At 50.5% G+C, this 19860-nt stretch carries 13 protein-coding genes; all 13 read right to left on the bottom strand.

The window, feature by feature from the left end; genetic code table 11:
* Positions 1-69: 69 nt before the first annotated feature.
* The 13 genes from VIS48_14055 to VIS48_13995 all read right to left on the bottom strand — a co-directional run bounded on the left by VIS48_14055 (position 70) and on the right by VIS48_13995 (position 19642).
* Positions 70-351, bottom strand: a complete 282-nt coding sequence (locus VIS48_14055; protein HEY9167275.1) for a hypothetical protein — start codon at positions 349-351, stop codon at positions 70-72.
* A 391-nt stretch (positions 352-742) separates the two neighbouring features.
* Positions 743-3013: a polyphosphate kinase 1 gene (gene ppk1, locus VIS48_14050; protein ID HEY9167274.1), complete on the bottom strand. Its 2271-nt coding sequence runs from the start codon at positions 3011-3013 to the stop codon at positions 743-745.
* Positions 3014-3271: 258 nt separating this feature from the next.
* Positions 3272-4783, bottom strand: coding sequence for a Ppx/GppA phosphatase family protein (locus VIS48_14045; protein ID HEY9167273.1), 1512 nt, complete (start codon positions 4781-4783; stop codon positions 3272-3274).
* 129 nt (positions 4784-4912) lie between these two features.
* Entirely contained in the window at positions 4913-5956 is a 1044-nt protein-coding gene (locus VIS48_14040) for a hypothetical protein (GenBank protein HEY9167272.1), read from the bottom strand.
* 158 nt (positions 5957-6114) lie between these two features.
* Complete coding sequence (locus tag VIS48_14035) at positions 6115-8268, bottom strand: hypothetical protein (GenBank protein HEY9167271.1); 2154 nt, start codon at positions 8266-8268, stop codon at positions 6115-6117.
* Positions 8265-10352: a S8 family peptidase gene (locus VIS48_14030; GenBank protein HEY9167270.1), complete on the bottom strand. Its 2088-nt coding sequence runs from the start codon at positions 10350-10352 to the stop codon at positions 8265-8267. Before VIS48_14030 ends, VIS48_14035 begins: the two co-directional genes overlap by 4 nt.
* A gap of 3 nt (positions 10353-10355) precedes the next feature.
* The gene (locus VIS48_14025; protein ID HEY9167269.1) at positions 10356-11345 is read right to left on the bottom strand and encodes a MoxR family ATPase; all 990 of its coding nucleotides are present in this window, start codon (positions 11343-11345) and stop codon (positions 10356-10358) included.
* Positions 11346-11373: 28 nt separating this feature from the next.
* Positions 11374-12735, bottom strand: coding sequence for a pitrilysin family protein (locus VIS48_14020; GenBank protein HEY9167268.1), 1362 nt, complete (start codon positions 12733-12735; stop codon positions 11374-11376).
* A gap of 96 nt (positions 12736-12831) precedes the next feature.
* Complete coding sequence (locus VIS48_14015; protein ID HEY9167267.1) at positions 12832-14142, bottom strand: pitrilysin family protein; 1311 nt, start codon at positions 14140-14142, stop codon at positions 12832-12834.
* A 28-nt stretch (positions 14143-14170) separates the two neighbouring features.
* Positions 14171-15463, bottom strand: coding sequence for a pitrilysin family protein (locus tag VIS48_14010; protein ID HEY9167266.1), 1293 nt, complete (start codon positions 15461-15463; stop codon positions 14171-14173).
* Between the two features lie 83 nt (positions 15464-15546).
* Positions 15547-16824: a peptidylprolyl isomerase gene (locus VIS48_14005; GenBank protein HEY9167265.1), complete on the bottom strand. Its 1278-nt coding sequence runs from the start codon at positions 16822-16824 to the stop codon at positions 15547-15549.
* A 5-nt stretch (positions 16825-16829) separates the two neighbouring features.
* Positions 16830-17660 (bottom strand): peptidylprolyl isomerase, encoded by an 831-nt coding sequence (locus VIS48_14000; protein HEY9167264.1) that lies wholly within the window; start codon positions 17658-17660, stop codon positions 16830-16832.
* Positions 17657-19642: a peptidylprolyl isomerase gene (locus VIS48_13995; protein HEY9167263.1), complete on the bottom strand. Its 1986-nt coding sequence runs from the start codon at positions 19640-19642 to the stop codon at positions 17657-17659. The genes VIS48_14000 and VIS48_13995 overlap by 4 nt, the downstream gene beginning before the upstream one ends.
* Positions 19643-19860: the final 218 nt, after the last annotated feature.

Genomic DNA, 19860 nt, shown 5'->3' with positions numbered 1-19860 from the left:
GATTCAGAGCATCCGAATCAGCGTCGAAGCAGCAGATGTCCGTCCGATGCTGCACATGATCCTGGAATGTCACGACTTCTGATGTCTTCTTGCGTGACTCCACGGATATGGCATTTCACTTTCCACTACGGCGCTGAACTCCTGGCAGCAATAGTCGGTGACTTCCCAATCTGTGCTTCCGAACTCGACGTTGAGTATGAGTGTCGCGTAAGAGCTTGCATTATGGTTCGGACAATGAAGCGGCGTAAACGCACGATCCATTACATTCTTCAGTCGTTCCAAAAGGTAAGACTGAGGACCCGTTGTCGGGTCAATAACACTACCACCATCCTTGAAAAGCAGTTTAACCATTTCCCCTCCCTTAGAATTCAATTGCTTATTTTGGTCCGAGCGTCTCATTAAACTATATGCGGGTACAACTCACATTGGGTCCCCGGCAAGAAGCAAACAAAATTGTCATAAAGAAATTGGAAAATTCGAAGTAGACTTAACGGGGCGACAGCGATTTGCATTCTTCAAATCTGAGCGCACCTGGCAGCTACCGAGGGAAGAAGTCTTTAAATGAATGTAAAATTTCAATATTAAAGAATCGTTTTATCAACATTAATTCGAGGATTTACAAATCCTCCCCGAGATATTCCTCGAATGGACATGAATTGCATACAATGGAATCATATTGTCATCCGTTCAGACTTTTCGACCGTTCAACAATTTGGGTATTAGGAAATCAGCGAGAAATTTCTCAGTCCCGAAGAGGAAATTCCCTCGGTACAACTTTCGGTATCGTTCCCATCTTCGAACGGGACAGCATGAGAGCCTGCTGGCTGTCGGGCGCCTGTTCGCCACCCGGCGTTGTCAGACGCGTGTACGCTCCATCAGTCCTCAGCTCCCTTCCTCTTGTCCTGTCGTTCAGCGCCGGCTCCAGGACTTCCTTCATGATCACTTCCATTTCCGCCGGATCTTCAATCGGAAACATTAGTTCCACGCGCCTGTAAAGGTTGCGTCCCATCAGGTCCGCACTGCTAAGATAGATCTGCGGCGTCCCGGCGTTTTCAAAATAGAAAACACGGCTGTGTTCCAGGTATCTTCCAACAATGCTAACCACACGCACATTCTCACTGAGATTTTTTACGCCGGGTCTGAGCGAGCAGATCCCTCGTACTATCAGTTCGATCCTTACTCCGACTTTAGAAGCCTCATAAAGTTTCGAAATCATTTGCACATCCGTGAGGGCATTCATTTTCAAGATCATTCTTCCCGGTTTTCCGGCCAGAACATTTTTGATCTCACGATCTATGAGTTCATTTAGTTTTTCCCTGAGCGTAACAGGCGCAACTGCGAGTTTCCGATAAGTCTCTCTCTTTGAATAGCCGGTTAGAAAATTGAATACCTGAGTCACATCATCGGCAATTTCCTCTCGACAGGTGAAATAGCTGAGGTCCGTGTATATCTTTGCGGTCACGGCGTTATAGTTTCCGGTGCTGAGATGGACATATCGTCTCAATCCATCCTGTTCTTTTCTTACGACTAATGCCATCTTCGCGTGAGTTTTCAATCCAACCAGGCCATAGACCACGTGGATGCCTGCTCGCTCGAGTTGTTTTGCCCAGCCTATGTTATTCTCCTCATCGAACCGCGCCTTCAATTCCACCAGTACGGCTACTTGCTTTCCATTCTCGGCAGCCCTTATGAGGAGAGGCACGAGAGGAGATTCACGGCCGATGCGATAAAGTGTTTGCTTTATGGCAAGCACGTTGGGATCATTGACTGCGGACTCGATTAACTGTACCACGGGGTTAAACGAATCGTAAGGGTGATGAAGAAGAACATCCTTATGCCTGATGATGCTAAACAAGTCTTCGCCGTCTTCCTCCGACCCGAGTGGAGACGGATGGTATGGCTGGTCTTTGAGCTCAGGTCTGGGGAGCGAGAGGAGCTCTGTAAGGTGGATAAGGCCGAGCGGCGGCGGCATGTCATACACGCCGTCCGGAGTCACTTCGAGGTTCTCGATCAGAATGTTCCTTATCCGAGCCGGCATCGTGTCTTGTACCGCGACCTGCACCACTGAGCCGAAGCGACGCTGGCGGACCGATTCCTCTATTGAGCTGATCAAATCCTCAGCCTCGTCCTCCTGAATTTCTATGTCGGCATTTCTCGTGATTCGGAAAACATAGGATTCCTTCACACTCATGCCCGGGAAAAGGAGATTTAGATTTTCTGCTATCAAGTCCTCCAGCCAGACGAAACGAAGAATTGGTGAGTCTCCATTCGGAATCTTTACGAGGCGGGCAATCACGCCCGGCACTTTCACGCGCGCGAATTTCTCTTCGCCCTGCGGTGTCGTAACCACAGCCGCAATATTGAGACTCAGATTTGAAATGTACGGGAACGGATGTCCTGGATCGAATGCGAGCGGTGTCAATACCGGAAATATTTCCCGGGCGAAGAGTTCGGAAAGTTTGGCCCTGTCATCCGAGTTGACCTGGTCCATCTTGAGAAGATGAATCCCGGACTCCGCGAGCGCCGGATGGAGGTCCTGCCAGAAGCAGTCGCACATCTCTTTTGCCATCGTGTTGACGCGCTCATGGATGGCATGGAGCTGCTGTTCGGGTGTCATGCCGTCAGGCGAGAGCTCTCCGAACTGGGCGCGGACCTGCTCCTGTATTCCTGCGACGCGAATCATGAAGAATTCGTCAAGGTTTGAATTGACGATGGAAAGAAATTTCACGCGTTCAAGAAGCGGATGCCTTTTGTCGCGGGCCTCCTCCAGAACTCGCTGATTGAATTCCAGCCAGCTCAACTCGCGATTGATATAGAGCGACGGATCCAGCACGGGCCTGACTTGTGACGACCCGAAGTCTATAGGCCTTTCATATTTATGCTCGCCGGCTCTTTTGGAGCGCTGCCCAGTCTGATGGCCTTTAGAGATTCGCGAATTCTTCGGCGCTATGGGTTCTTCATCGAGATCATTCCGGCTAAATTCCTCGGCGTTTCTCAATGGTGGTAGATGCATCACCTTTCGATCCTCCTCCAATTCTCAACAAAATAGTTCGCCCCGCGATTCAATGACAAGTTAAGGAATTGTTAACCTCTAACAACCCCTGCATCCGATCCATTTTCTACGCAAATTTAGCGCCTGATTCACCCGCACAGTGCCGTTTCCGGCGAAATTTGCACACGTGCATGTTTGTGTCATCGCAAGACTGCGACCGGGTGGATTTTCTTTTTACGATGATTTGTCGTTACAATCGGCGAGAAAGAATCGGGACAGTTATTCCACAACACCGACCTTCACGCCGAAAACTTCTTCGAAGAGGTCTCCCTTCCGCATCAGCGCCCACTTCTCAAGAAGAAGATCACCTTCACCCTCAAGCCGTACTGTGAAATTCGGTTTCTTATATTCAGTTGTAAACGAACTGACCTTCGACGCGTGCTCGTTGTCCATCGCGTCTGCCATCCGGAGTATTGCAGCGAGCTTTGAAACTACCACGCGATCCTTAGATGAGAGGAGTCGATAAGCTTCGTGCTGCATCTTCGGAAACGACTTACGATGGTAACGCGCCACGTTCGCGACGATTTCCATCTGAGCGCGCGAGAGTCCTATCACCGGAGTAGCCGTGAGAAGGTAATAGGTGTGTTTGTGATGGGCCGTCATACTGATGTAGGTTCCGACATCATGCAGGATCGATGCGATCTCCAGCAACGATCTGTGTTCAAGATTCAAGTTGTGCAGTGTCTTTGTCTGGTCAAAAAGTTCGACAGCGTACCTCGCCACGATCAAGCCGTGTTGTTCATCGAATGAATATTTTCTCCCGACTTCGATCGCTGATGTAACAGTCTGATCCCGGTTGGTATGCTTGTGGGTCCCGAAGATCTCAAGTCCCATATCGATCATTAATCCGTCCTTCAATCCAACTTTCGGAATGAGGATCTCATTGACCTTTGCGACCTTCACAATCTCCTGAAGAATGATAGCGGCGGGTACAATCACGTCCGCCCTATCCGGTCTCAACCTCAGCTCACGAACACGATCTTCAAACGTTGTCGAGGAAAGCTTCTTTACTATGACGTCGAGCTCCGAGACATCTATCGACGAGTCCCTTTCCTTCATCAGCATATCTTTACGGAGCCCGATCAGAGCGTCGATGTTCCCTCCTGTTCCCGCGCAGATATCGATCTTCCTGTCGCCGAGCTCTCTCCTGAGCCGGCGCTGGGCCGAATCGACATACTCACGCACAAGAACGTTGAATTTCTTCTCGCCTTGCTTTTGCTCCTCAAGCATCTGCAGGAGCCTGACCGCGCCGAGCCGAAAACTTTCTGTGGAGACAATGCTGCCATCGACAACCAGCGTCACCTCAGTGCTTCCTCCGCCAATATCGATAAGGAGGGCCGTCTTGTTCTTTAGATTGACCTTTTCGGAGACAGCAAGCTGGATCAGTCTCGCCTCTTCTTCAGGTCCGATCACCTCAATTTCGATGGACGCTGCTTGCGAGATTCTGTCTATGAATGTGTCACGGTTCATCGCCTCCCGCAGAGCGCTCGTTGCGACCGCCCTCGTCCATGTCACGCCGTTCCTATCGATTGCGGATTTGAATCCCCGGAAAGCGTCGCACGCCTCTTCCATCGTCTGGTCCGAGATAACCCGTCGGGTGAACACATCGCGACCCAGGCGGATTGGCTCCCGCATGCTTTCAACCGCGCTTATCTTTCCGTCGTTCCCCGTGCGACCAATCGAAAGTCGAATCGCGTTTGACCCAACGTCTATTGCGGCGAGTACAGCCATCCGGATTTCTCTCTCAAATAATTCATCAGAAAATTACGGGCAAGGTGGCATAATGTCAATCTAATTTGATCACGGCCCACTGACCAGAATGAGCGTCTGTATCGACTCCGTTCGGTCCACTTGCTATCCTCAACGCTTTTGTATGTCCGCCAAACGATCGCGTGCGATCCTGACCGCCTCAGTCGATCGGTTTGCTCTCACTATCCAGTCATAGTGCTTCTGTGCTTCTGAATAGTCTCCTGTGTACTGACAACTCTCTGCGAGCCGCATCTGAATAATTCCAAGATAAAGCGAGTCTACGCGGTCCAGCTTCATGGACGCCACGGCGCTCAACGCGCTGAGGCACTCGGTCACATTCCGTGAATATTCTTTACCATCCATAAGGATGCATGAAAGCCTTGTATAATAATAAAGTCGGGAGTCGGGAAATTGCATAATCAATTTCTGGTACACTGCCGTTGAGGAATCATAAGACTTGTCTCGTGCGTAAAGCTCGCCGAGAATTTCCTGGGCTGCATATCTTGTGAACTCGCCTTTTCCTCCAGCGAGCCAAAGATAATCGTATGCCTTATCCTCCGACCCGCTTTTTCCAAGGATGAACAGGAGCGGTTTTAAAAACCACGGAAGCGCGCTTGTGTAGAAATTGAAAAGCGCGAGGCTGAAGTAGGCGTCGTAGTATTCAGGATGCGCGGTCAAGAGCTTCTTGTGAAAGCTCAGTCCTTTATTGCCGTCCGATGCGGCCTTGAACTTGTCTCCTTCGGCGGCGTCATATTTTGCCCTGTAGCCGAGCGCGAAACCGGTGTAGAAAAGTGCCTCCGGATCATCAGGTTCTCCGGAAAGCCTCGATTCCCCGGCCGAAATAACAAGTTGGATGGAACTCAGAAAGCTCGCCTCCACATCTGCCGAAGGGATACCGGCGCTGTCGAGTAGTATATGTTCCTGCCAAAATACCACGCCCCGGAAAAAATTCCATTTCATTGAGTCGCCTTCCGGACGAATTTCTTCGTCGATCTGATTCAGTGCGCTTTCAAATCGGGAATCATAAGCAAGCCACACTATCCTGCCTTCCACACTAGGAGGCGCGATGCTTTCGCCTTTAGGTTGCGCGCCACACTCGGCGTCAAGACACAGAAGAGAGACGCACGACATTACAACCATCATGATCTTCCGCATCTATTAATCTAGCCATTGTGGAACTAATAGGAGGTTAGTCAAAGATTACTTTGCTGTTAAGTTTATTTGAAACCGATCACGAAGGAACTTCAAAAGGGGGAGGACACAATTGAAGTTGTTATGGTGAAGTCGAAGAAGGGAGTTGCCATTCGTAACGGTCAGGGCAGGCCCCAGAGCTTTCGTAACGTCCATTCGACCGTGAGAAGCGCCAGGGCTAATCCAAGTGCAGGGAGAAGTGATAGGATTTCGAATTTCTTGGTGTCGGTCAAGTCAACGGGTTCCTTCCATTCAGGGTTTAAGTTCAACCCGTGGCGTATGAACTCCTCAGGAGTCATGAAACGTCCGCCGCTCACAGACGCGACCTGTCTGAGCAATGTGGCATTCATCGGAGTTTGAACGAATTCCGTCCTGAGCGGTTCGACGACAACTGTACCACTATCGGCGCCATAAAATGTGGCAGGTGGGGCGAGTGCCGACACCCTCCCGACAAACACATATTTCCCTTCGCCCGGCGCCGGGATTTCACCTGAGTATCCCCCCTCCCCCGTCGCGGCCAACTGGATATCCGAGAATGTCCTATGGGTGCCCTCGCTTTCAATGCGCACATCTACTGCGGCATCACTCACCGGAGAACCGGCCTGGTCTACAAGGAGAGCATTAAACTGAATTTTCTCGGAAGGATCGTAATTTTTTTTGTCTGTATGAAGCGTAAGGAGTTTTTGTTTCCCGCCGTTGATCAGAGTTCTCAGTATAGTTTCAATAAATTCATTCAAGAAATCGGGTTGCAATCCACTCAGAGCGCTCATCATTTTCAATCGCCACAGACCGTACGCGAGGAATGCCGCGCTCCTGTTCCTTAAGTTGAAATATAAAATCGGCGAATTGAGTTTCGTCCCGTTCATCACCGGAAGGACGAGGGCTGTGGTGCCGGACACGGGTAAGCCATCGACTCGTTGATAGTAGAGGGGCGGGAGAAGAGCGTAGTTCGAAACAAAAAGCGAGTTAAGAGGCTGCAGCTCCAGTGGCGCCGACGCTTCAGCCGATGCGTATAGACCGATTTGAAACTCGCCTCCCTGAAAACCGGCGACTGTCAAAGGAAGGCGCGGCAGCTTGCTCACCGTGGTGGGCGAAAACTGATTTCCCGCGAGATAAAAATATGGAATCCCGGTTGAGCTTATCAAATTCGAAATCTGAATCAGCGTTTGCGAAGACTGGACATTCGGGAAATCACATAACATAATTGCGTCGTACTTGCTGGAAAGGATTTCGCCTGCGTTCTTCTCGTAGAACTCTCCCCCGTTTTTCTGGATGAGCACCTGTGATTCGAAGTCGGCGTTGTCTTCGACAGTTCTCTTCAGAAATGCGAGATCAGCTGACGGCTCACCGGCGACCACGAGGACATTGTACCTTCCCTTGCGCACATCAACCGTCACTGAGGATGAGTTGTTCTCCTTATTGAATTCGTCTTTGAAGAATGGCGCGCTAAGAGCCAGAACATGCGTTCCGACATAGACCGGGGTGTAGTCGAAAGGGACTTCGATGTCGCCGCTGACGGGCAGCACGATCGATTTCGAACTAATCTCCCTGCCGTCTTCAGTCAGCCGGACTGTTGCCTTCTGTCCGCCGAACCCGTACGAGCTGACGATTGCCCGCACAGTGGTCTCCCTACCCGCGTAGATGTTGGGCGCCGCAATCACTTGCCGAACAAAGACGTCTTTCGGTTGGGAAGAATCACCGATTCCCACGGTAAAAATCGGAAAGTCGGCGTCACGCGCCGCATCGACAGGACTTTCACCCGCATTGTAGTTACCGTCGCTGAGAAGGAGTGCGAACCCGGCGGGATTATTCCCCGGCACTCTCGCAGCCTCATCGATAGCGCTTCCAATGTTCGTCGCGGGCTCGTCAAACCTCAGCGAGTCGATCGAAGGATCCCGCTTTATATCTCCGCCGAAAGCAACGGAACGGACATTGAAATTCCTGCGGACGCTATCTAAGGACTTGCTACGCAGCAAGTTCTCCACAACTTGAGATCGCAATGTTGGACCGTCCTTTAGCGACATGCTCCTTGAATTATCTATCAAGATTACCGCCTCTCTTTTTCGCTCGTAATCGCGAGCCATACTCGTAACCACGTTGACGGCCTCGAGGCATACGAGGAAAAAAGTAAGGCTTCTCAAGCCGGTCAAAAGGAATTGTCGAGTTCGGGAAAGGGCTTCCAACTTCGCGTACATCACGTATGCTAGTCCCGCTGAAAGCAATGCCAGCCCGACCAGCACTAAGGTCGGTATATCGAAGAGAACACGAAGATTCACTTTAGAAACAGCGCTTTCAATACGCTAACTTGGCCGCCGATATTAACCCTGATGAAATATGTACCGCTGCTCACGCGTACCCCCTTGTCATTGATGCCGTTCCATGTGAAATCACTCAACCCGAACGCGACGGATCCTTTGAAAATCGTCTTGATTCTCCTGCCAAGAATGTCGAACACAACAATCTCGGCATTTGAGTTAGAGGCTACGTCTACACTTACGTGCATTACCGATGAAAATGGATTCGGGTAATTGGTAAACAAAAAGTAGTTGTCAGATGACGGAATTGGATTCAACTCCCAAGCGGCAATCTGAAATGGCGAGCTCAAGCCACGATAAGGTATGTTAAGATGCGTTCCATCCGAATCAACAAGATCGAAGTAGAAATGAAGATCCTTCGTAAGTGAAGTCCAAACGGGGACTTTGAGCTCGAATTGGTTTGCCGTATCGGTACGAAACACCTGCTCAGCCGAATATGCGGCTCCATCGGATGAATAGTACGCGTTGCTCATCGCCAGATTGATTCCTTTGGAAGCATAAGCCCTCACTGCGAGATTCAAGGTGGTTCCGGTTACCCAGTAGGTAAAATCATTGGATCCGACAAATCCAAGAGTGCGAACCGCCGACCATGCATTTACAATTCCCCAGCCGTAAAAGTCATTTGGAAAAAGAGAACTCGATGTGTCAGTGTTTTTGTCCGCAGTTGTCTTCAGCAGATCAATAACCTGAGAAGGAGTATAGTTGGGTCTCACTGAGAGAATCAGTGCAGCAATACCGGCGGTGAGTGGCGTAGCAAAAGAAGTCCCGCTTTCATACGCGTATGTGTCGGGTCCCGGTACGACCGCGACGTAATCTCCCGAGCCGTCGGCAACAAGGTCCGGTTTGATTCTTCCGTCACTCGTCGGACCTGTTGAACTGAAAGAAGCAAGCTGACCTGTGAAGTCGACGGCACCGACAGTAATGATACTATCCGCGTCACCGGGCACGAGCAGCGTTCCTGTTTCACCATCTCCATTTCCTTCATTCCCCGCCGCCTGTACGACTACCACACCCAGCTCCGCGGCCCTTGTCGCAGCTTCACTAGCGATGGATCTCCTGCCGTTGAAATCACCTCTGGACCAGAAGTAAGATTGCGATGAGTCTATCGCACCGGACGAATCGACAAAAGTATCGTAGCCTACTGACGAAGAGACAACATCGACGCCCCGCGCCTCCATCCATTCAATTCCCTCTACCCAGTTGTCCTCCTCCCACTTAAAGTCTGATACAGGAACGTATTCAGTCTTGGCAAGCATGAACTCTGAGCCGTAAGCGACACCGATATCATTTCCGGGTGAATATGCGCCGAGCATCGACAGAGTTGATGTGCCATGATTATCCTGGTCGGGAGAATCGCCCGCCTGGTTCGCCGTTATCGAATCATTTTGGATGAAGTCATGTTCGCCGATAATCTTGATATGCTCTAACGCGTCATGGCCTTCGTACCGAAATCCTGCGTCGAGCATTCCTACAAGCACCCCTTTTCCGTTAATACCAAGTGCGTGAACTTGTGGTACCCCGCTGAGTTCGAGCTGCGTCTGCGAAGGTCCGTAAAAAGTCGAGTCCCCCGGATCCTGCGCAGGTGGAAGTGACCCTATTGAGGGGCTTAGCGGAGAGAAAGGTCGAATATTTTTCGGCTGAATCGGAGATGAATATTCTTGGATCCGCCTGTATGCATTGACAAAAGGAAGCGTTCTTAACTTATAAAGCGATGATGAATCGCTCACGACGACAGCAGCGTTGAACCATCTGCTTTCCCCAATTACCTTGAAGCCTTCGGACTTCAAGCCGTCCACGTAATTTTCCGAAACGGGGAAATCAGACGACGAAACAACTTTGTCTTCTGACAAAACTTTAAGACGGCGGATGATTGCACGCTGAGACAGAATTCCTTTTGAGACGAGGAATTGATCGGCGGTTTTAGTCTTCAGCAAATGAGCGGAAATTCCGACGCCAGGTTTGTCGGAGAAGAACACCCAATATTTGTTCTGAGCTGAAAGCGACGACGTGTAGAGCAGGATGAGAACAGCGAACGCGGCCTTCACTTATCAAATCTCTAAGAGCCGTTTCACAATTTCGGTGGTAGGGACGTTCTCCGCTTCTGCGTTGAAGTTTGTGATAATCCTGTGTCTAAGCACGGGCAGTGCAGCCTTCTTTATATCGTCGATGTCCGGACTGAAGCGTCCGTCGAGGGCGGCATTCGCCTTCGCACCAAGTATGAGATACTGCGATGCACGCGGACCCGCGCCGTAACTCACAAATTGCTTGACGAAATCGGGCGAGGTTGCATTCTGCGGCCTCGTTCGGTTCGCGAGCTGAACTGAATACTTCACCACAGACTCCGCAACGGGGACCCGGCGCACCAGCTCCTGGAAATAAAGGATGTCGGAAGCGCCAATAACTTTCCTGACCACAGGCGCGTATTCACCCGTGGTTGATTGGACAATCTTCACTTCCTCGTCGAACGACGGGTAGTCCAACCATAAGTTGAACATGAACCTGTCGAGCTGTGCTTCCGGCAGCGGGTAGGTTCCCTCCTGTTCGATCGGATTCTGAGTGGCAAGGACAAAAAAAGGCTGCTCGAGTTGGAAAGTCTGGCCGGCCGCGGTGATTCGATATTCCTGCATCGCCTCGAGGAGTGCGCTCTGTGTTTTCGGCGGAGTCCTGTTGATTTCATCGGCAAGTATGATATTGCCAAACAGCGGGCCTTTCACAAACCGGAACGCCCGCTCGCCGGTGGTGACGTTTTCCTCTATGATTTCTGTACCGGTGATGTCGCTCGGCATCAGGTCAGGCGTAAACTGAATCCGGCTGAACTTTAGCTGCAGCACGTCGGCAAGAGTCCTCACCAACAGAGTTTTCGCGAGACCGGGAACTCCTATCAGGAGACAATGACCGCGCGAGAGCATAGTAGCGACCAATTGCCGTATGATTTCATCCTGCCCCACGATTACCTTGGCGACTTCGATCTTCAATTCAGTGAATGACTTGCTGAGACGCGCGATCCCGTCCACGTCTGAGGATTGTTTTTCTTTCATGGCCGCTTGATTCAATTCGAAACCTCGATTATTTGTCGTTCAACTTATTGCCGTCACGATCAAATATTTGAATTTGGCCGAACTTTTTCAATTTATTCTTTATTTCAGCCGAATTTCCGCTGAGAACTATCGCACAATTCTCAGGATGGATGTATTCCGCCGCAGCTGCCCTGATACCGGCGGCAGTGACCCTCCGGATATTACTACGGTAATCCCTGTAATAATTCTTCGGGAGATGAAACAGTTCTATCACGATTATTCTGCTCGCAACTTGCTGAGGAGTCTCGAGCTGTATAGGAAAAAGTCCAACGAGATAATTCTTAACCATTTCAAGTTCACTCTTCGTCGGAAGCGCCCTGACGATCCTGTTCAACTCCGCGAAGATCTCATCGATCGTCTCGAGAGTAACTTCATTCCGAACGTCGGCGGACACCTCGAAGACCCCGGGAAGAGTACGCGCATCGAATGAGCTCCTTCCCCCGTAAGTGTACCCATGAACCTCCCGGAGGTTCATGTTAATGCGCGAGCTGAAGTATCCGCCGAGAAGTGTGTTCATCACGAAAACTTTGAGATAATCGGGATTTCTTCTTGCAATTCCGACGTGGCCTATCCTCAACGCGGATTGCACGGCATCAGGCTTTTCAATAATTACGATGCCCTTTCGCGGTTCGGACGCACCGGGTGATTTGACAGCAGCCGGCTTGCTCTTTCGTTTCCACTTTCCAAACACTCCTGCGCTAAATTGCTCAGCCTCCTTTGGCAGAATATCTCCCGCGAAAACAATGAACGAGTTAAGCGGCGTAAAGAGATTATCATGAAACAATCTGAAGTCGGAGCGCTTGAGTTCCTTTACCGACTTCTCGGTGCCTCCTGGCGGTTTACCGTAGGGATGCATCTTGAATAAGACTTCGGCAAATTTAGTGTCCGCAAGATAACCCGAGTCAGCCTTCAATTGCTGAATCGACGCTAGCCGCTGTGTCCTGACTCTTTCAATTTCCTCTTCCGGAAATGTAGGATTAAGCACGACATCCTCCAGGAGGTCGAAACCGACCGTCACATATTCTTTGAGCACTGAGACAAAGACCTGGCATGCGTCCCACGATGCGCTGCTTGCAAGCGATCCTCCGACAAAATCTATTTGTTCTGCAATTTCTGTCGCGCTTCTCGTCTTCGTTCCTTTTGTCAGGAGCTCACTGGTGATGCTTGCCAGCCCTGGGCGGTCGCCATCGTACATCGAACCTCCGCGTACGACGAAGCCAATCGTCACGATCGGGAGACTGTGATTCTCGATGACAAAGATCTTGAATCCGTTGCGGAGCTTCTTTTCAGAATACCGTGGGAAACCTACCTTACCGGGCACTCCCGGAGGGGGCGGTGTCGATCGATCCACTGAAGCTTGTTTCCTTCTCTTCATGAGCAGAGACCTTGTCGTTTTAATATTATCATTCTTCCAATCGCACAATCACGTCTTGCGGGCGACTGCCGCCTAATTGTCGGGATGATAGAAAAGAATTGCACGCTCATTCCGCGTAAGGATGTTGCGAGAGACTTCTTTGATGGATTCCCGTGTTACAGCGAGCTCTCGATCTAGTTCCGTATTGATCATCTTCGTGTCATCGAAGAATATTCTGTAATGTGCAAGAGCGTCCGCGACACCGTTATTAGTGGAGAGTCTTCCAACATATCCTGAAATAGTTGAATTGCGGGCTTTGGCAAATTCATACTCATCAACAGTGACATCTTGCAGGGCGAGCATCTCTTGGTCGAATATGTTTAACACTTCCTCCACGGTATGACCTGGTGTAAGGAACGCGGAAAATACAAACACACTTGCTTTCTCCATGCCTTCGACTGAAGCATCGAAATCAGATACGGCCTGGGAGTCGTACACAAGGCGCTTATACAGCCTGGAGCTGTTCCCATCCGAAAGTATCTTAGTAATCTGACTCAACGCGTAATATTCCGGCGATCCCTCCGGTGGGGCCTTGTAGCCCACGAAAACTGCCGGCGCAGGTACGTCGCTATGAACCGACACAATATTTTCTTCTTTTAGTCTCTCGTCTTGGAAATCGACTGTGAGTATCCTCGAAGCACCTGCGGGAATTGCCTCGAAATATTTTCGGATCAGTTGTTCTGATTTCTTCGGATCGATATCGCCACTGACTGACAGCACCGCGTTCCCAGGTGTGTAGAACCTCTCAAAAAAATCCTTTACATCCGTCATTCTCGCCGCATCGAGGTCCTCCATCGAACCGATGACCGGCCAGTTATATTGCCCAACTGGGAATAGCATACGCTGAAGCTTTTCCGTTGCGTCGCCATACGGCCGGTTGTCAACTCTATATCGCTTTTCCTCCTTGACAACTTCCCTTTGAGTCGACAGCGCCTCGTCTGTCACGCTGAACTTGAACATCCGGTCGCTCTCAAGCCAGAGCGCGAGCGAGAGCTGGTTTGAAGGAAGGACTTCATAATAATTTGTGACGTCTTCCGTCGTGTAGGCGTTATTGTATCCTCCCGCTAATGAAATATACCGGTCAAAATCTCCCTTCTTCACGTTTTCCGAACCCTCGAACATCAGGTGTTCAAAAAGGTGTGCGAAGCCGGTCTTCCCGACCACTTCGTTCTTTGAGCCAACATGGTACGCCACATTCACAGCGACCAGCGGAATACCTGAATCCTTCCTCAAAATCACTTTGAGTCCATTCTCCAGCTCGAACTCTTTAAATGACACAGCGACTTTCGTAACTGATTTTCCTGGGGGAAGACGGAGGCTTTTTCTCTTGACTCTTTTCGCCATGCTTTCTCTAGCGGCTGTCAGACTATTCCTAGGCAACTGTCAATTTCCTTCCGGCTCGCTTGGATACTCTTCGAATCTTGGGAACATAGTCCAGAACAACTCTCCTGTCGGTCGAGAGATATTTTTCCGCTGCCGATCTGATTTGTTCGTTTGTGATTGACTGAATCTTGCCCGGATGCCGATTGATCTCAGCCGTGTCGTGATGGAATACGGAGAAATGCGCAAGGTTTTCTGCACGACCCATAGCCCTCGAATTCCTCGAAACCCAGTGAGAATACGACTGGTTCTTGACTTTTTGAACCTCTTGGTCGTGGATGGATTTTGTGGGAATCATTTTCAACTCTGCATCTATAGCGTTCTTGATCTCCTCAGTCGAATGCCCTGGCGCGACGACCGCGTTCACAATGAACAGACCGGGATGTTCCATATCGACGGCAAATGACTCGACAGATTCAGCGATCCGTTTCTCGTAAACAAGCCGCTTGTACAATCGAGAGCTTTCGCCTTCAGTAAGAATTGCCGCGACGAGGTCGAGTGCTTTGACATCGTCCGAGGTCAATTCCGGGATGCGAAACGCCATGTAAACGGCAGGAAGTGCCGCGATGTCATGAACTATCTCGTGAATTCCGGATTCAAGGGGGGGCTCGTTTATGAATTCCCTCTCAATCGATGCGCCCGCTGGAATATCTGAAAAGTACTTCTCGATCGAACGTTTGACCGATGCGACTTCGAACTCACCTGCGAGTACAAGCACGGCGTTATTCGGAACATAGTACTTCGCAAAGAACGACCTGACATCCTCAACCGTCGCGGCATCGAGGTCGTTCATATAACCCACGACGGGCCAGCGGTAGGGGTGGACTCTGAAGGCAAGTGAATAAATCTTTTCCCACGCAGTACCATAGGGCCGGTTATCTACTCGCCAGCGACGCTCTTCTTTTACCACTTCCCTCTGGTTGTCGAGGTTGGTTTGGCTGATGTCAAGACTCGACATCCTGTCCGCCTCAAGCCACAACGCGAGCTCGAGCCGATCTGAAGGCAGCGTCTCGAAGTAATTCGTCCGGTCCCAGGTTGTCGAACCGTTAAACGTCCCGCCGGCTCTCTCGATGTAGCTCATGTGTTCAGCTTTGCCCACATGGGCTGAGCCCTGAAACATCATGTGTTCGAACAGGTGTGCGAAACCGGTGCGACTGGGGTCTTCGTCTTTACTTCCCACATGGTACCATACATCCACCGCGACGATCCTCGAATTCTTATCAGGACAGAGTATGACATGAAGGCCGTTCGGCAATTCGTATTCGATGAAATTGATTTCTTTCAAGATCTGTGCGACCTTAGTCAGGAAATATCGGAGAACTGGTTCGAAATGTGGAAAATGTCAGCCGGATTTCCGACCCCTTAAGGTCAACTTATGATTTTCCAGTAAACTTGCTTCTTAAGCTGCGAAATCCAATCGAGATAAGCTTCATTCTGTTTTAGGCTGAGCGCCATGTTCTGAAGTCGGGCGTAGTCCTGGCTCAAGTCGACTTTGTGTGCGGGTATTCGCTCGCGGAGATACACGATATGATACCCGTACGAATTTCCGAAAACGACTTTTGCGGGAAAACTAATGTCTCCGGCTTTAAGAGTATCCACAGTCGCTCTGAACGATGGCTCCAATTGTGAAGTGTCCACCGTTCCCAAATCTCCTCCGATGTCGCGCGTATCCTGGTCCTGCGAGTATTCCCTGGCAAGTGCGGCAAAATTCTCACCGCGCATCGCGCGGGCACGAAGTGTATCGAGTACAACTACTACGGAATCATCGTCAGCGGCCAGGTGCGGGATCTGAATCAGGATGTGACGAACGTGGATCATATCGCCTCTCCTATCGAGGACCTGTATGATATGAAACCCGAATTGAGTTTCAACAATATCCGATATTTCGCCGGGCTTCATGCCGAATGCGGCGTGTTCGAATTCCGGCACAAACTGGCCGCGCTTTGCCCAACCGAGGTCGCCTCCGGATGAGGCACTCCCGGGGTCCTGCGAATACTTTTTTGCCAGCGCTGCGAAATCCGAGCCGGCGCGAAGAGAATCGAGAATCGACTTGGCCGATGAGTAAGCCTGCTCACGAGCGCGCGAAGACGGTTTCGGCACCATGAAGATGTGGCTGAGCGTAAGCTGATCCGGGACTGTCGCCAGGCTGTCCTTGTACGTTTCGTAGAAGTTTTTCACGTCCAGCGCGGAGACTTTGAGGTCGCCGAATTTCTGCTCCTTCAGCTTCTGGATGATAAGCTGTTTCCGCATCTCGGATCTGTATTCGTTGCGTATCTTGTTTATCGACATACCGTATTGCTGTTCGAGTGCCGACTCGCTCCCGAGCTGCCTCACGAGGTTCTGAATTCTCGAGTTGAGCTGCTTGTTCACTTCATCATCCGTGACGGAGACGCTGTCAAGAATCGCCTGCGCGAGAATCAACTTATCGTCTATCATTGCCTCAAGTACTCTCGTTCTCAAGGAAGGATCGGACGGATTGAGTCTGCTCTGATACGCTGCGAGCTGGACCTGGTAATCGAGTTCGGATTTCAGAATGACTTCGTTACCTACGACCGCGACGATCCTGTCAAGGACCGGCTTGTCCTGTGCACGCACTACTCCAGTGAGAGCGGCTGCTGCAAAGACAACCTCAAGAAATCTTTTCAAGCTGTTCACTCCTCGGCGCTGGTGTCTTTAATAGCAACACTTGGATCTATCTGATAATTTCCCGATGATCTCAGGGAATTTATCAAGTCCTGAGTCATTTGCCGCCGTTTGAATACTGTCAGCCGTTCCTTTATGAGCTGGGTGACATACTCGAGCGGCAGTGGAGTTCCCGGTTCGATCTTCTGGATGACCTGAACAATGCAGCTTAATGAATCGACCTGAATCGGAAAAGAGATCCTCCCGTTTTCAAGTGACTGCACGACATTCCAGATCGCCGGGCTTACGCTAGAAGAAGTAATGAAGACCGAATCTCTTTCACTCAAGATTGCGTACTGCGGGATCTCGCTGAACACGGAGCTCCACTGTGCACCCGACACCAGGGAATTTCTGAACGACACCGCATAACTCCTTTTGTCGAATCCCGCGAGGTTTACCTGAGCAAGATCCTCAGCGGCCTTAAATTCAATGCGGTGTTGGGTATAGAAAGTTGAGATCTCCTCCTGTGTGAATTCAACGGGAGATCCGTAGACCTTCCTGTTGAGGAGATCGGTTATTGCGAGTTGTCTGGAAAACTCGCCGACGCGCTCCTTGAAATCCGAGGAATTGTCGAGTCCTTCGCTGGCCGCCTCGTTGTAAAGGAGCTGCTCATCTACCCACTTTGACACGTAGTTTCTCACCGCGTAAGCGGAGTTAGTGTCAACATGGGCTGCAACATCTCCCATATAAAGATCCACTCCGCCCGCGGTCGCGAGGAGCCGCCCGTTTTGTTTCTGCTTTGAACACCCAGCAGCGAAGATCACCACAACAAAAAGGAGGCGGATCCGTGTCTTGTTCACTTTGTCGCGATCAACTCATCGAAAGTCTTGTTGTCGATCTCGACTCCGAATTCCTTTCTGAGACGGTTCAGCCACTCTCCCTGGATTCGTTTGGACTCCGACTCCTGGTAGTCAGATGAGACCTCGCCGCGTGCCTCGTCGAAAGTCTTAGGTTGAGGCGCCACAAATTTGTTCACTTTTATGATCGAGTAACCGCCTTCGAAAGGAATCGGCTTGCTGAACTCGCCCTCCTTCATTGCAAACCCGGCAGTGACAAGCGCGTTAGTTGAGTCAGTAAACAATCCCCAGTGCCCAGCCTTCGCGGCAAGACCCGGACGTGTCGTATACCTGGCCGCCACCGAGTCAAAATCCTCACCCGTTTGAAGCAGCGCGTACAACGCGTTAGCGAGACTGTCCTTGGACACATGTATCTCGCTCAGGTCGGCTCTCTCGGGCCAGCGATATTTGTCCGCGTGATCAAAGTAGTAGGGTTTCAACGCGCTGTCACTTGTTTGGATCTTATTCCATATTTCCTGCTGCTCCATGTGATAGATCAGAATCCCGTTCTCATATTGGGTTATCAATGAATCGAAATTGGGATAACTTCGCGCTTCAGAGACCGAGTAATGAGTTATCAGCATTTGCTTTGAAGTCTGGTTAATCATCGTGTTGATGCCAGTCCAATTCGGCAGCAGAGGTCTTACTGACTCGTCAGCGTTCACGATTGAAACGACGGTGTCGACTGTCCCACTGCAATCGTCAAACGTGAATATCGTTCTCGCACGATCCGAGGGCGTGAGTAGAGAGTCCAGATCGAGTTCCGAGAACTGCTTCGTCGAATCCAACTTGCCGTAGAAGTATCTGATCTGAGCATCGTCTTCCTTATAGCCGTAGGTCCTCTTCAGCCTGTCGATGAAATTCTGAAGATCCATCTTGTAGCCCGCGTTCAGATAGTTCTCCCTGAGTTTGTCTTTCACTTGCTCATAGGAAGGAACCTGTTTCACATCCGTGAGCTTTATTATGTGATAGCCGAAGCGCGTCCTCACCGGACCCACCACATCTCCGACTTTCATGCTGAAGGCAGCTTCATCAAACTCTCTCACCATCTGGCCCCGCGAGAAGAATCCGAGGTCTCCTCCGCGGACCGCCGAATATTTATCGGAGGAATTTCGCTCGGCAAGTTTACCGAAATCGACTCCATTCTTAATAGAATCCAGAATCGCGATCGCCTCGTTATATGCTTTCAAGGTGTCGTTGCCACCCTGCGGGGGAATCGGGATAAGGATATGGCTTGCTCTAATACTCTCTACTCGCGGCCTCCTGTCGGTCAGCTTGATAATGAGATACCCAAAAGAAGTCTTTATCGGGGACGGACTTACCTGGCCCGGTTGGAGTGCATACAGCTGGTCTTCAAATTCTCTTCCTCCGAGATACTGGAGGAAATTTCCTGCCGTCAAGTAGTAGGTGTCGGACCCCCTGTATTTACGTTGGAGCGAATCCAACGACGCACCTTCTTGGATAGCCTTGATTAAGCCCACCACCTCATTATAGGATTTGAGCGTGTCGGTCTTGCCCAGCGAGTCTTTCGCAAACGGTACGAAAAGTTGAGTCGCCCGTACTTCATATTTCTGACGATCGTAAATCTGTTTTACCGCCGGCTCTGTTATCTCATGCTCCATGACGTAGCTCACGGCCAGCTGCTGCTCGTACAGCTGGATCTCGGCTTTCACCGAAGGGTCGTCCGCCAGGTGGTCCTTCTGAGCGGAGAGTAATTTTAAGTTGTAATCCACGAGGAGATTCAGGAATTTCTCCATGCTCTCCTTTGTGGCGGCGGTGTCGGATTGGCCGTAGTAGTTCTGGTCATACTGACGCTTGAAATCGCCGTAAGTAATCTTAGTGTCTCCGACAACGGCGATCACCTTGCTGTCGGTGCTCATGTTCGCCGCGCAACCTGCGCTGAAAATTGCGAGAGCTACAAGCAAATAGAATCGTTTCGAAACCATCCAGGGAACCTCCATTTGTGTTTTAACGCGGAAGAAATTTTAAACAACGGCCGTCTGAAAATCAAGGTAAATAGCGCTGCTGGAATGAGATATGTCGTGGGGTTGATCGCCTTCTTTACGCTCTGCGCATCACTGTGATCTTCGAAAGTACTTATCGTGATCCACGCATTCAAGATTGCTATTTACTTTTCGATTCTGTATTTTTCGGTTGCGTTTGC

The sequence above is a fragment of the Candidatus Kryptoniota bacterium genome (genome assembly GCA_036567965.1).
Taxonomy (GTDB): Bacteria; Bacteroidota; Ignavibacteria; order Kryptoniales; family JAKASW01; genus JAKASW01.
This window is presented reverse-complemented; position numbering and strand designations above follow the sequence as displayed.

What these genes read in the sequence shown, in the direction of transcription:
- VIS48_14045 (HEY9167273.1), bottom strand. Translation starts at nt 4,783, where the DNA reads ATGGCTGTACTCGCCGCAATAGACGTTGGGTCAAACGCGATTCGACTT.
- VIS48_13995 (HEY9167263.1), bottom strand. Translation starts at nt 19,642, where the DNA reads ATGGTTTCGAAACGATTCTATTTGCTTGTAGCTCTCGCAATTTTCAGC.
- VIS48_14025 (HEY9167269.1), bottom strand. Translation starts at nt 11,345, where the DNA reads ATGAAAGAAAAACAATCCTCAGACGTGGACGGGATCGCGCGTCTCAGC.
- VIS48_14055 (HEY9167275.1), bottom strand. Translation starts at nt 351, where the DNA reads ATGGTTAAACTGCTTTTCAAGGATGGTGGTAGTGTTATTGACCCGACA.
- VIS48_14015 (HEY9167267.1), bottom strand. Translation starts at nt 14,142, where the DNA reads ATGGCGAAAAGAGTCAAGAGAAAAAGCCTCCGTCTTCCCCCAGGAAAA.
- ppk1 (HEY9167274.1), bottom strand. Translation starts at nt 3,013, where the DNA reads ATGCATCTACCACCATTGAGAAACGCCGAGGAATTTAGCCGGAATGAT.
- VIS48_14040 (HEY9167272.1), bottom strand. Translation starts at nt 5,956, where the DNA reads ATGCGGAAGATCATGATGGTTGTAATGTCGTGCGTCTCTCTTCTGTGT.